The following is a 12,962-nucleotide window of genomic DNA, read 5'->3' on the forward strand; positions in this document are numbered from 1 at the left end:
GCCGTCGATGTACGGACAGCGACAGTGGCTACCGGAGCGCGTACTCCAGGGTGTGCCGTTCGTAGTCGAGCAGCCGGAGATCGCGCATCGGGCGCCGGAGGTGACCCTTGTGCACGATCCGGACGAACGCCGGGTCACCGGCCGCCGCCATCCGGCGGATCCCCTCGACGTGGTCCACGATCCGCTTCCGGATGGTCCGGACCAGCCGGTGCCGGTCCCGGGGGATCAGCCCGTACGCGTCGGCGAAGAGCCGCAGCCGGCGCGGCCGGTTGGGCCGCTGCCAGCCGAGGGTGTAGGAGTCCCGGTCGGAGAAGAGCGGCACCCAGGTCCAGGCCGCGTACGCCACGTCGTAGATCCGGGCACCCGGCGAGGCGAGGTCGAAGTCGATCAGGGCGAGGGTGCCGTCCGGCCGCCAGATCACGTTGTGCGGGGCGGCGTCGTGGTGGCAGATCACCTCGGTGTCCGGGGGCGGCGGCCCGAACGACCGCCAGACCGCGTTCGGCGGCGGCTGGAAACCGTATTGCGCGTCGTGGAACATCCGCAGCATGGTGGCGACGGTGACCAGTGCCTCGTCGGTGACCCAGTGCGGGGCGAGCGGGTACTCCCCGCACTCCCCCTCCAGGTAGGAGAGCACCTCGCGGTTGCGCGAGTCCATCCCGAGGGCCCGGGGCGAGCCGGTGAAGCCGACGTATTCCAGGTGCCGGAGCAGGGCGTGCACCGACGGGGTCCACGGCCCGGCGTTGCGCCGGACCGTGTCGCCCACCCGCACGACGGTGCTGACGTTCCCGCCGTGCAGCGGGATCTCCTGCGAAGTCACGTACGTCTCTCCTGAAGGAGCGGCGCTGGAACAGCGTCACCAGGCCCGCGCCCGGGAGCGGGGCGGGGTTTGCGATCAGTCCCCCGAGATTACGCGTCCACGCCAAGTGGCTCGGTGCCGAGGAGCGCGTCGACGAACTGCGCCGGATCGAACGGCGCAAGATCGTCGGGGCCTTCGCCGAGCCCCACCAGCTTCACCGGGATGCCGAGCTTGCGCTGTACCGCGATCACGATGCCGCCCTTGGCGGTGCCGTCGAGCTTGGTCAGCACGACGCCGGTGACGTCCACCACCTCGGTGAAGACCCGGGCCTGCTCCAGGCCGTTCTGCCCGGTGGTGGCGTCCAGCACCAGCAGGGTCTCGTCCACCGGACCGTGCCGGGAGACCACCCGCTTGATCTTGCCCAGTTCGTCCATCAGGCCGACCTTGTTCTGCAACCGGCCGGCGGTGTCGATCAGCACGGTGTCGACGGACGCCTCGATGCCGCGCTGCACCGCGTCGAAGGCGACGCTGGCCGGGTCCGCCCCCTCCGGGCCCCTGACCACCTCGGCGCCGACCCGGCCGGCCCAGGTGGTGAGCTGCTCGGCGGCGGCCGCCCGGAACGTGTCGGCGGCACCGAGCAGCACCGTACGGCCGTCGGCGATCAGCACCCGGGCCACCTTGCCGCAGGTGGTGGTCTTGCCCGCGCCGTTCACCCCGACCACCAGCAGCACCGCCGGGGTGGCACCGTCCCGGGTCGCCCGCAGCGACCGGTCCAGCGTCGGGTCCAGTACCCCCACCAGCTCGGCGGCGAGCAGCGCCCGCAGCTCGGTCGCGCTGCGGGTGCCGAGTACGGCGGTCCGCTCCCGCAGCCGGTCGACGATCTCCCGGGTCGCCTCCACCCCGACGTCGGCGCCGATCAGGCTGTCCTCGATCTCCTCCCAGACCTCCTCGTCCAGGTGGTCCCGGGCGAGCAGGCTGAGCAGGCCCTTGCCGAAGACGTTCTGCGACCGGGAGAGCCGGGCCCGCAACCGGACCATCCGCCCGGCGGTCGGCTCCGGCCGCTCCACCACCACCGGCGCCTCGACCTCGGTCGGTGCCGGCGGCGCCGGGGCGGGTGGGGTCAGCACGTCTGTCGGCGGTGCCGCCGTGGGGCTGGGTGGCACCGGTGGCACCGGTGGGGCGGGCGGGATCGGCGGCAGCGGCGGGGCGGCCCGGCCACCCCGGCGGGTCACCACCAGACCGATCGTCAGGCCCACCGCGAGGAGCACCAGCACGCCGGCCACGACCAGCATGACGACGAGGTTGTCCATACGGGGGATCCTGTCAGACGCCGGACGGGTTGGCGCGGCCGCCGCACCTGTGCCCGGGTGTTACACCCGAGTAGGCTCGCCGCGAAGCTCCGGTAAGCACCGCGGGCAACCGGGTGTCCACCACCCCCTAACCCTCGCTCGGAGGTCGTCGCATGCCCACCGCCCGGCTCCTGATCGGCCCGGTCCTGCGCCGGGTCGTCGGCTCCAGGGCCACCGTCTGGGTGGAGACCAGCGCTCCGGCCCTGGTCCGGGTCCACACCCCGGACGGCGCGGCCGGCGAGGCGGTCACCTTCAGCGCGTTCGACCACCACTACGCACTGGTCGTGGTGGAGGGGCTGGAGCCGGGGCGGAGCACGCCCTACCAGGTCTCCCTGGACGGCGAGCAGGTCTGGCCGGAGCCCGGGGGGAAGTTCCCGCCGAGTGTGATCCGGACCCGGCCGGCCGACGACCTCGGGGCACGGCTGGTCTTCGGCTCGTGCCGGGAGACCACCCAGCACTCCACGGCGCGGAAGCTGCCGCCGGACGCGCTCGACGCGTACGCCCGGCGGTTGATGGCGTCGGTCGCGGCCGGGCGGTCGGGCGAGCGGAGCGGGCCCGCGGACGCGGCCGACGGCTGGCCGGACCTGCTGGTGCTCCTCGGCGACCAGGTCTACGCCGACCAGACCTCCCCGACGGTACGCAAGCTGCTGCGCCGCCGCCGCGACCGCAGTGCCGGCGCCCCGGCCGACCAGGTGGTCAGCTTCGACGAGTACACCAAGCTCTATCTGGAGTCGTGGCGGGATCCGGAGATCCGCTGGCTCTTCTCCACCGTGCCGAGCGTGATGATCTTCGACGACCACGAGATCATCGACGACTGGAACACCTCGAACCCGTGGCGGACCGAGACGCACCAGGAGCCCTGGTGGTCGGAGCGGATCTCCAGCGGGCTCGCGTCGTACTGGGTCTACCAGCACCTCGGCAACCTCGAACCGGACGAGATCGCGGCCGACCCCGTCTACGCCAAGGTCGTCGCCGCCGAGGACGCGACCTCGGTACTGCGCGAGTTCGGCGCCCGGGTCAACGCGGAGGCGACCGGCTACGACACCGCGCTGGGCCGGGGCGAGACCCCGGCCCAGGCCGCCCCGCCCGGCCGCTACCAGTGGAGCTACTCCCTCGACGTCGGCCGCACCCGACTCGTGGTGCTGGACAACCGGTGCAGCCGGGTACTCGACCCGACACACCGGGCGATGCTGCCGCCGACCGAGTGGTCCTGGTTCACCGACCAGGTGCACGGCGAGTACGACCACCTGGTGGTCGGCTCGTCGCTGCCCTGGCTGCTGCCGCCCGGCATCCACCACCTGGAGTCCTGGAACGAGCGGCTGGCCGACTCGGACCGACCCCGGGTGGCCGCGTTCGCCGAACGGCTGCGCCGGGCGCTCGACCTGGAGCACTGGGCGGCGTTCCGGCGGTCGTTCGACGCGCTCGCCCAGGTCTTCGTCTGGCTCGGCAGTGGGCCGGCCGGGCAGCCGGGCGACCGGGTGGGTGCCGGACCGGCGTACCCGCCACCGGCGTCGATCAGCGTCCTCTCCGGCGACGTGCACCACTCCTACGTCGCCCGGGCCCGGTTCCCGGGCGGCCCGACCACCACCCCGGTGCACCAGTTGACCTGCTCGCCGATCCACAACCAGATCCCCGGGCCGATGCGGCCGCTGCTCCGGCTCGGCTGGTGGCGCGGCCCGTCGGTGGCGGCCCGGGCGCTGGCCCGGACGGCCGGGGTCCGGCGCCCGCCGGTGCGCTGGCGCAAGCTCGACGGCCCGTACTTCGGCAACGCGGTCAGCACGCTGCGGCACGAGGGCCGCTCCGCCGAGGTGACCATCGAGGGCACCGCGCCGGACGGCACCCTGCGCACGGTGGCCCGGCGTTCCCTCACCCGGTGACCGTCATGCGATCATGGGCCGATGACCTGGACCGCACCCCACGTTGACCGGCAGCAGGCACCACTGGTCGCGGACGAGCGCACCATGCTCGACGGCTGGCTCGACTTCCACCGGCAGACCCTGCTGACCAAGTGCGCCGGGCTGACCGCCGAGCAGCTCCGCACCGCCAGCGTCGAACCCTCCGGGCTGACCCTGCTCGGCCTGGTCCGGCACTGTGCCGACAACGAGCGGTACTGGTTCCGCCAGCAGTTCGCCAGGCTCGACGTGCCGTGGCTGTACTACACCCCGGAACAGCCGGACCGCGACCTCGACGGCGTCGCCGACGCGGACCCGGCGACCGAACTCGACACCCTGCGGGAGGAGATCGAACTCGCCCGCCAGACCGTCGCCGGCCGTGCCCTGGACGAGACCTTCGTCAGCTCGCGCGGCAACGACATCAACCTGCGCTGGGTCTACCTGCACATGATCGAGGAGTACGCCCGGCACAACGGCCACGCCGACCTGATCCGGGAACGCCTCGACGGCACCACCGGCGAATAGCGCGGCTCCGCCGGCCGGCGGTCAGTACGCCAACGCGGCGCGCAGGTAGCGCAGATCCGCCGCCCCGTTCCACCGGTACGCCGACAACCCGGCCGCCCGGGCCCCCCGCACCGACCGGTCCGAGTCGTCGACGAAGAGCACCTGGGCCGGCGGGGCGCCGATGGCCCGGCACGCCTCGTGGAAGTACTCCTTGGCCGGCTTGGGTACGCCCAGCTTCGAGGAGTTGACCACCACGTCCACCTCGTCGGTCAGGCCGAGCAGCGCCAGGTCCGCGTCGAGCAGGTCGGTGGCGTTGGTGGCCAGCCCGACGCGGATCCCGGCGGCCCGCACCTGGCGGACGAAGTCGAGGACGTCCTGGTCCACCGTGCCCCGGTCGGCCTGCCACTCCTCCACCGCGGCCCGCGCCCGGTCCGGCCCACCGGCCGGCTCGGCGAGCGCGTCGACGATCGCGGCCAGCCAGTCGGCGTGACTGAGCTGCCCGGTCACCGCCGGTTGCAGCAGTGACCAGCGCATCGCGGTGTCGTAGAGCGCGCCGGCCGGCAGCCCGTACCGGCGCTCGACGGCGGCGGTGCTCTCCGGATCCCACCGCCGCAGCACCCCGTCGAGGTCCACCAGCAGGGCGGTCGCCCGTTCCCGGGGCATCAGTCCTCCTCGTTGCTGAGCCGCTGGCTGATCACCTGGGTCACGCCGCTGCGCATGGTCACGCCGTACAAGGCGTCGGCCACCTCCATCGTCCGCTTCTGGTGGGTGATGACGATGAGCTGGCTCTTCTCCCGCAACTGCGCCATCAGGGTGATCAGCCGGCCCAGGTTGACGTCGTCCAGCGCCGCCTCGACCTCGTCCATGATGTAGAACGGGCTGGGCCGGGCCCGGAAGATCGCCACCAGCATCGCGACGGCGGTCAGCGACCGCTCGCCGCCGGAGAGCAGCGACAGCCGCTTGATCTTCTTGCCGGGCGGACGCGCCTCGACCTCGACGCCGGTGGTGAGCAGGTCCTCCGGGTCGGTGAGCACCAACCGCCCCTCGCCGCCGGGGAAGAGCACCGTGAAGACCTGCTCGAACTCCCGGGCGGTGTCGTGGTAGGCGCTGGCGAAGACCTCCAGGATCCGGTCGTCCACGTCCTTGACCACGGTCAGCAGGTCCCTGCGGGTCGCCTTGAGGTCCTCGAGCTGCTCGGAGAGGAACTTGTAGCGCTCCTCCAGGGCGGCGAACTCCTCCAGTGCCAGTGGGTTGACCTTGCCGAGCAGGGCCAGCTCGCGTTCCGCCTTGGCGGCCCGCTTCTCCTGCACCGGCCGTTCGAACGGCACCGGCTCCGGCACCGGCCGGTCGTCCCGTTCGGCGGCGGCGATCTCGGCCTGGCTGGGCGGGACCGGCTGCTGCGGGCCGTACTCGGCGACCAGCGTCTCCACGTCCAGCCCGAAGTCCTCGGCCGCCTTCGCCTCCAACTGCTCGATCCGCAGCCGCTGCTCGGCCCGGGCCACCTCGTCCCGGTGCACCGCGCTGGTCAGCCGCTCCAGGTCGGCGCCGAGCCGCTTGGCCGCGCCGCGTACCTCCTGGAGTTCGGCCTCCCGCGCGGACCGGGCCGCCGCGACCTCGTCCCGGGTCTGCTCGGCCGTGGCCAGCGAGACGGCGAGCCGGGTCAGCGCCTCCCGGGCGCCGAACTCGACGGCGCGGGCGATGCCGGCGCCTCGGGCCCGGGCGGCCCGCCGGGCGGCGGCCCGCTCCCGGGCGGCCCGTTCGGCGGCGGCCTGCCGGGCCAGCGAGTCGGCCCGGCCTGCGATCGAGGCGACCCGCTCCTCGGCGGTACGCACCGCGAGCCGGACCTCCATCTCGTTCTGCCGGGCCTGCGGCAGGTACGCGGCCAGCTCGTCCCGTTCCTCGGTGGACGGGTCGGCGTCGATCGGGGTCGCCTCGGCGAGCCGGAGCCGTTCCTCCAGCTCGGCCAGGCCGGCGAGGTCCCGTTCCCGGGCCTGCTCGGCGCGGCCCCGCGACTCGGCGAGCCGGTCCATCTCGGCCTTGGCCGACCGTGCGGCGGCGCCCAGCTCGGCCAGCCGGCGGGCGGCGGCGTTGCGCTGCCCCTCCGCGTCCCGTTTCACCGCCGCGGCGGCGGCCACCACCTGCTTGCGCTCCGCCACCTCCTCGCGGGCCTCGCCGAGCTGTTCACGCAGCTCGGCGATGGCCTGCTCGGCGGCGACCCGGTTCGCCCGGGCCTCCTCGACCGCGGCCTGCACCTCCAGGAAGCTCGGTGCCTTGGCCGAGCCGCCGGCCGCCGCGTAGCCGCCGACCACGTCGCCGTCGGCGGTCACCGCGCGCAGTTCCGGGTTGCCGGCCACCAGCTTGGTCGCGGTTTCCAGCGTGTCGACGAGTACCACGTCGCGCAGCGCCCGGTGCACCGCCGGGCGTACCCCGTCGGGGCAGCCGACCAGGTCCGGCGCCCATTGCGCACCGGCCGGCAGGGCGGGGCGGAGCGCGTCCGGTGAGCCGATCATGCCCGGCCCGGCGTGGCCGCCGACCAGCAGCTCGGCCCGGCCGGCGTCCTGGATCTTCAGCCACCGCATCGCCTCGGCCGCCTCGTCGACCCCGGCCACCGCGACCGCGTCGGCGAGCGAGCCGAGCGCGGCGGCGAGCGCGGCCTCGTGTCCGGGCGCGACGGTCAGCAGCCCGGCCAGGCTGCCCAGCAGCCCCGGGACCTGGTCGGCGCGGGCCAGCAGCGCTCCGGCGCCGTCCTTGCGGCGCAGCCCCATCGCCAGCGCCTCTTCCCGGGCCTTCCAGCTCGCCGCGTCCTTCTCCGCCGCCCGTTCGGCGTCGGAGAGGGTACGCACCCGGGCCGCCGCCTCCTCCTGGGCGGCGACCGCCTCGGCGTGCCGGGCGTCCAGCTCGGCGTTGTCCCGGTCCGCCTCCGAGGACTGCTCGGCGACGGCGTCCAGCTCGTTCTGGGTCTGCTCCGCCCGCAGTTGCGCGTCGGCGTGCGCGGCGGCGAGCCGTTCGATCTCCTCGGCCGCCGACCCGGTACGCGCCCGCGCCGAGTTGACCTGCCCGGTCAGCTTGGCCAGCCCCTCCCGCCGGTCCGCGATCGCCTTCGCCGCCGCCACGAGTGCGCGTTCCGCCTCGGCGAGCTGGCGTTCGAGCTGCTGGCGGCTCTCCACCGCCTCGGCCAGCCGGATCTGGTCCTCGGTGAGGGCGGCGCGCAGCTCCTCCTCGTGCGCGCGGACCTCCTCGGCCTCGGCTTCGAGGCGGTCGGGGTCGCGGCCGGGGCGCTCGTCGTCCGGGGTGGTGCTCAGGTGCCGCAGCCGCTCCCGGGCCAACTGCTCGGTGGAGCGGAACCGCTCGGTGAGCGCGGAGAGCTTGTACCAGGTCTCCTGGGCCCGGGCGAGCAGCGGCGCGTCCTCGGCGAGCGCCTCCTCCAGCTCGGCGAGCCGGGACTGCACCTCGGCGTGCTCCGCCTCGACCTGCTCGCGCCGCTGCCGCAGGGCCGCCTCGTCGGCGATCTCCTTGTCCAGGGTCGAGCGGAGCGTGGCCAGGTCGTCGGCGAGCAGCCGGAGCCGGGCGTCCCGCAGGTCGGCCTGGATCCCCTGCGCCCGCCGGGCCACCTCGGCCTGGCGGCCCAACGGCTTGAGCTGGCGGCGCAGCTCGGCGGTGAGGTCGGTCAGCCGGTTCAGGTTGACCTGCATCGCGTCGAGCTTGCGCAGGGCCTTCTCCTTGCGCTTGCGATGCTTGAGTACCCCGGCCGCCTCCTCGATGAAGGCCCGCCGGTCCTCCGGCTTCGCGTGCAGTACGGCGTCGAGCTGGCCCTGCCCGACGATGACGTGCATCTCCCGGCCGATACCGGAGTCGGAGAGGAGTTCCTGGATGTCGAGGAGCCGGCAGGAGTCGCCGTTGATCTCGTATTCGCTCTCGCCGGACCGGAACATCCGGCGGGTGATCGACACCTCCGTGTAGTCGATCGGCAGCGCCCCGTCGGTGTTGTCGATCGTCAGGGTGACCTCGGCCCGTCCCAGCGGCGCCCGGCCGGCCGTACCGGCGAAGATCACGTCCTCCATCTTGCCGCCGCGCAGCGCCTTCGCGCTGTGCTCGCCGAGCACCCAGGCGATCGCGTCGACGACGTTCGACTTGCCCGAGCCGTTCGGGCCCACCACGCAGGTGATCCCCGGCTCCAGCTTGAAGGTCGTGCTGGAGGCGAAGGACTTGAAGCCCTTCACCGTCAGGCTTTTGAGATACACGTTTCCGATCCTCGTCCGGCGCGACCGCCGGGCAGACTCAGCGCTTCCCGGTCCGTCCCGCTCCCGGTCCGGCACCGCCGGCGACCGGGTCGTCGGCCGCTCGGCCGCGCCCCGGACTCGAGCGGAGACTGCTTGCCCCCGGCGGTGGGAGCCTGGTCAACCCGCAGGGTAACCCGGAGGCGGTCGTCCTGCGCGACGCGGCACGCGCCGACCAGCGTATCGGATCACCCGAGCCCGCCTGCCGGGCAGCGGGCGCAGCGGCGTACCCGGAAACAGAACTGCGCGCCGCCACGGATGTGTCGGCGCGCTTTTTCTGTGCGATTCAGTTGTCAGGCAGGGCGCCGGTTGCCCGACGCCCGGAGCTCACGTCAGCGCGGGCTCGGCCAGCCGCAGCAGGTCGTCTGCCTCGGCGACCGCCGCAGCGAGCCGATCGTTCTCGGCACGCAACCGCGTCGTCTCGAACTCCAGTGCCTGAACCCTGGCACGCAGTCGGGTGACCTCGTCGAGGAGGCGCCGGTCAGGCGCCGCACCAACGTGGCCGTAGAGGGCCTTCGCCATATCGTCTCCTTGTAATGCGCTGCCGGAAAGGCCGGCCAACGCGCGCCCAACTCGTACGCGACTTCCTGCCCGCAGGAAAACGCAGGCATGGTCGGGCGCGACTGGCGACACTTACATAGTGTGCCGATGTCCCGGCTGAGTCAAGTTTCCCCGGGCACACGGCAGCTGTGCTGTCAACCACTCGCTCGGGCGAGGGCTTGCCGCGCAGGCGCGAACCAGGTCGCTGTCCGGACGACGGCAGTCTATCTCTCGTCGATGTCCCGGCGGACGTCGGCCCTGGCCAACCGCACGATCCCACCGGCGGGTCCCCCCTTATATCTTCCTTAGCCACGTTGCCCCCCGCTGGCGGGCCCGCGTAGCGTCCGCACGGTCAGCGACCAGGCGATAACCGGATTCCGGAAGCAACGGAGGCGCAGCGTGCAGGGGTGGAACGAGCAGACCGACTGGGAGGACGGCGGCGACTGGCCCGGCCGGCCCGACAACGGTGCTGCCTACCCGGCCGTCCGCGCCGGTCATCCGGATGACCGGTCCCGGTCGTCCTGGCACCCCACCGGAGCAGGCCGGATCGACGAGCCGGACGAGCAGCACGGCGACGCCCGCTGGGCCGACGAACCGGACGATCTCCCGCCCTCCACCGCAGCCGGCTGGAGCGAGGAGCCGGCCCGCGACACCGGCTGGAGCGAGGAGCCGGCCCGGGGCCCGGATCCCGGCGAAGCGGGCTGGGTGGACGGGGTCACCGAACGCTGGCGACGGGCCGGGCTCGACCGGGTGGACGAACCGACCGGGCGGCGACAGCAGGCCGCTGCGCGCTGGGCTGACGAGCCGGCGGACCTCGGCGCGTTCGAGCTGGGCCGGAACGCCAGGGCGGTCCCGGACCGGCGGGTACGCTCCGGCGACCACCAGCCCGGCGGCGGACTTTCCGACCGGGGCAACGCCGACCGGGACGACTCCGACCGGGGCAGCTCCGGGCGACACCGCCGGCCGACCCCGCTGCGTGGCCCGATCGGCCTGGGCGTCGCGGTGACCGCGCTGCTCGGCGTCTTCGGTGTCGGCGCGGCCCTGCTCCCGCCAAGCCTCGCCGACGCACCGGCCGGCAACCGGGGCGGCCAGCCGGCGGTCGAGGCCGCCGGCCCCGAGGAGACCGCGGATCCGGGGACACCGGATCCGACCGGGACCGCCGAGCAGACCGCCGCACCGGAGCCGACCGCGACCGCCACCCGGCCGGCTCCGAAGCCCAGGGCCACCACGACCAAACCGAAGCCGTCCCGGACGACCAGCCCGGCCGCGCGGCGTACGCCGGCCCGGTCGGGATCCGGGGCCGGCGCCGCCGGCAGCAGCCAGGAGGCACAGGTACTCGCGATCGTCAACCAGGAGCGCTCCGCCAACGGCTGCGGCGCGGTGGTGATCAACAGCGACCTGGCCGAGGCGGCCCGGCTGCACAGCCAGGACCAGGGCGAGCACACCAACATGTCGCACACCGGCAGCGACGGCAGCGACTTCGTCGAACGTGCCCGCCGGGCCGGCTACGACCGGCCGATCGGTGAGAACGTCGCCATGGGTTACCAGACCGCCGCCGCCGTGATGGACGGCTGGATGAACAGCTCCGGGCACCGGGCGAACATCCTCAACTGCGACGCGAAGGCAATGGGGGTCGGGGTGGCCACCGGGGCCGACGGGCGGCTCTACTGGACCCAGGTGTTCGGCGCGGTCGCCTGAGCCGTCCGCCCCGGGCGGGCGGGGGCTCTGCCGCGCCCGGCTGCCTGAGCCGACGGCTCCGGACGACACCCCCCGGCCGCCGTGCCCGACCTGCCGGCTGGCTCGTTGGCCGGTACGAGGGGGTGCGCAGCCGTGTTCCGCGCTGCTCGATGAGGTGCCCGGGGTACGCCGGCTCGCCGGCCTGGTCCTCGCGGTCACGCTGCTGACGCCGGTACAGGGCTGTCGCCTCCCGCCGGACCGGTCCGCCCCGGTGCCACCGTGGCCGGGTGGCCCCACCCCGAGCTGGCAGTGGCAGGTCAGCGGTCAGCTCGATCCCACCGTCGACGCCCAGGTGTACGTGCTCGACGGCTTCCGGATGTCGCTGGAGACCACCCGACGGCTGCGGGCCGAGGGGCGGCGCCTGGTCTGCCACGTCGAGGTCGGGATCTACCAGGAATCCCGGCCCGACGCGGGAAGGTTTCCGGCCACCCTGCTCGGTGCGCCGGCCCGGCTGCCCGGCCAGCCCACCGGTGCCCCGCGCGGCCGCTGGCTGGACATCCGGCAGTGGTCGGCCCTGGAACCGGTACTCGCCGACCGGTTCCGGCTCTGCCGGGGCAAGGGCTTCGTCGGCGTACTGCCGGTCGGGATGGACGGCTACGCACACCGGTCCGGCTTCCCGCTGACCTTCGACGACCAGCTCGGCTTCAACCGGCGCGTCGCCGAGCTGGCCCGGCGGGCACACCTCGCCCCGGGGCTCGCAGGCGACATCGACCAGGTACTCGCGCTGGAGCCGTACTTCGACTTCGCGGTCAACGAGGAGTGCGTCCGGCGTGGCGAGTGTGCCCGGCTGGTGCCGTTCACCGAGGCCGGTAAGCCGGTGTTCCACGTCGAGTACCAGGGGTCGATTGCGGACTTCTGCACCACCTCGGTCGGCTACGGCCTCAGCTCGATCCGCAAGGACCGCGACCTCGGGGTACGCCGGGACGTCTGCCCGCCCTGACCCGGAGCCGGCCCGGCTGTGGCACCGGGCCCGGCACCAGACCGGCCGGGTCTCAGCGGGCCGGCCGCGCCGCCGTCCGGGGCCGGGTCTGGCAGCGGGGGCAACTGAACGACGACCGGTTCATGAACGCCTCGCGGCGGATCGGCGTGCCACAGCGACGGCAGGGCAGGCCCTCCCGGCCGTACACGTTCAGTTCGCGGTCGAAGTAGCCACTCTCGCCGTTGACGTTGACGTAGAGCGCGTCGAAGCTGGTGCCGCCCTCTTTGATCGCCTCGCCGAGCACGTCCCGGACGTGGCCGAGCAGCCGGGTGACCGCCGGTCCGGTGAGCGTCTCCGTCGGCCGGGCGCCGTGCAGGCCGGCTCGCCACAGCGCCTCGTCGGCGTAGATGTTGCCGACACCGGAGATCAGGGTCTGGTCGAGCAGCGCCCGCTTCACCTCGGTACGCCGTCGCCGCAGCGCGGCCACGAAGTCGGTGTCGGAGAACTCCGGATCCATCGGGTCCCGGGCGATGTGCGCGATCTCGGCCGGCAGGGTCGCACCACCCTCCGAGACCGCCAGCCCGCCGAAGGTGCGCTGGTCGACGAAGCGCAGGTCGGTGCCGCCGTCGTCGAAGGTGAACCGGATCCGCAGGTGGATCTCGTCGGCCGCCTCGGTGGGCCGGACCAGCAGTTGCCCGGACATCCCGAGGTGTCCCACCACCGCGTCACCGCTGTCCAGCGGCAGCCACAGGTATTTGCCGCGACGACGAGCGTCCAGGATCGTCCGTCCGGCGAGTACCGCGGCGAAGTGCTCGGCGCCGGGCAGGTGCCGGCGTACGGCGCGCGGATGGCGTACCTCGACGGCCGCGATCCGCCGACCGGTCACCCAGCGGGACAGCCCCTCCCGGACCGTCTCCACCTCGGGCAGCTCAGGCATGTACCACCCCT

10 protein-coding genes are annotated in these 12,962 nt (G+C 73.7%); 4 read left to right on the plus strand and 6 right to left on the minus strand.

Features of this window, described 5'->3' with window-relative positions:
- Positions 1-28: 28 nt before the first annotated feature.
- Entirely contained in the window at positions 29-817 is a 789-nt protein-coding gene (locus V1634_RS08175) for an aminoglycoside phosphotransferase family protein (protein ID WP_101370291.1), read from the minus strand.
- Between the two features lie 89 nt (positions 818-906).
- Positions 907-2,106, minus strand: a complete 1,200-nt coding sequence (ftsY, locus tag V1634_RS08180; protein ID WP_331207135.1) for a signal recognition particle-docking protein FtsY — start codon at positions 2,104-2,106, stop codon at positions 907-909.
- Positions 2,107-2,258: 152 nt separating this feature from the next.
- Between ftsY and V1634_RS08185 the strand changes: the two genes are divergently transcribed.
- Together V1634_RS08185 and V1634_RS08190 are read left to right on the plus strand one after the other, a co-directional pair.
- Entirely contained in the window at positions 2,259-4,022 is a 1,764-nt protein-coding gene (locus V1634_RS08185; protein WP_331207136.1) for an alkaline phosphatase D family protein, read from the plus strand.
- A 21-nt stretch (positions 4,023-4,043) separates the two neighbouring features.
- Positions 4,044-4,562 carry a DinB family protein gene (locus V1634_RS08190; protein ID WP_331207137.1) on the plus strand — a complete coding sequence of 173 codons (519 nt, stop codon included), beginning with the start codon at positions 4,044-4,046 and terminating at the stop codon, positions 4,560-4,562.
- 21 nt (positions 4,563-4,583) lie between these two features.
- Here the strand turns inward: V1634_RS08190 and V1634_RS08195 are convergent, their stop codons facing one another.
- The 3 genes from V1634_RS08195 to V1634_RS08205 all read right to left on the minus strand — a co-directional run bounded on the left by V1634_RS08195 (position 4,584) and on the right by V1634_RS08205 (position 9,340).
- Complete coding sequence (locus tag V1634_RS08195) at positions 4,584-5,204, minus strand: HAD-IA family hydrolase (RefSeq protein WP_331207138.1); 621 nt, start codon at positions 5,202-5,204, stop codon at positions 4,584-4,586.
- Positions 5,204-8,782 carry a chromosome segregation protein SMC gene (smc, locus tag V1634_RS08200; protein WP_331207139.1) on the minus strand — a complete coding sequence of 1,193 codons (3,579 nt, stop codon included), beginning with the start codon at positions 8,780-8,782 and terminating at the stop codon, positions 5,204-5,206. Before smc ends, V1634_RS08195 begins: the two co-directional genes overlap by 1 nt.
- A gap of 363 nt (positions 8,783-9,145) precedes the next feature.
- Entirely contained in the window at positions 9,146-9,340 is a 195-nt protein-coding gene (locus V1634_RS08205) for a hypothetical protein (protein WP_101370286.1), read from the minus strand.
- 417 nt (positions 9,341-9,757) lie between these two features.
- Here V1634_RS08205 and V1634_RS08210 point away from each other — a divergent pair, with 417 nt between their 5' ends.
- Positions 9,758-11,056 carry a CAP domain-containing protein gene (locus V1634_RS08210; protein WP_331207140.1) on the plus strand — a complete coding sequence of 433 codons (1,299 nt, stop codon included), beginning with the start codon at positions 9,758-9,760 and terminating at the stop codon, positions 11,054-11,056.
- 154 nt (positions 11,057-11,210) lie between these two features.
- Positions 11,211-12,035: an endo alpha-1,4 polygalactosaminidase gene (locus V1634_RS08215; protein WP_331207141.1), complete on the plus strand. Its 825-nt coding sequence runs from the start codon at positions 11,211-11,213 to the stop codon at positions 12,033-12,035.
- A 52-nt stretch (positions 12,036-12,087) separates the two neighbouring features.
- Here V1634_RS08215 and mutM read toward each other — a convergent pair whose 3' ends face one another.
- The gene (gene mutM / locus V1634_RS08220) at positions 12,088-12,951 is read right to left on the minus strand and encodes a bifunctional DNA-formamidopyrimidine glycosylase/DNA-(apurinic or apyrimidinic site) lyase (protein ID WP_331207142.1); all 864 of its coding nucleotides are present in this window, start codon (positions 12,949-12,951) and stop codon (positions 12,088-12,090) included.
- Positions 12,952-12,962: the final 11 nt, after the last annotated feature.

It is taken from the genome of Plantactinospora veratri, assembly GCF_036421995.1.
GTDB lineage: Bacteria > Actinomycetota > Actinomycetes > Mycobacteriales > Micromonosporaceae > Plantactinospora > Plantactinospora veratri.

Excerpts from the sequence above, each read along its gene's own strand:
- V1634_RS08195 (WP_331207138.1), bottom strand. The coding sequence starts at position 5,204 with ATGCCCCGGGAACGGGCGACCGCCCTGCTGGTGGACCTCGACGGGGTG.
- V1634_RS08185 (WP_331207136.1), top strand. The coding sequence starts at position 2,259 with ATGCCCACCGCCCGGCTCCTGATCGGCCCGGTCCTGCGCCGGGTCGTC.
- mutM (WP_331207142.1), bottom strand. The coding sequence starts at position 12,951 with ATGCCTGAGCTGCCCGAGGTGGAGACGGTCCGGGAGGGGCTGTCCCGC.
- ftsY (WP_331207135.1), bottom strand. The coding sequence starts at position 2,106 with ATGGACAACCTCGTCGTCATGCTGGTCGTGGCCGGCGTGCTGGTGCTC.
- V1634_RS08190 (WP_331207137.1), top strand. The coding sequence starts at position 4,044 with ATGACCTGGACCGCACCCCACGTTGACCGGCAGCAGGCACCACTGGTC.
- V1634_RS08205 (WP_101370286.1), bottom strand. The coding sequence starts at position 9,340 with ATGGCGAAGGCCCTCTACGGCCACGTTGGTGCGGCGCCTGACCGGCGC.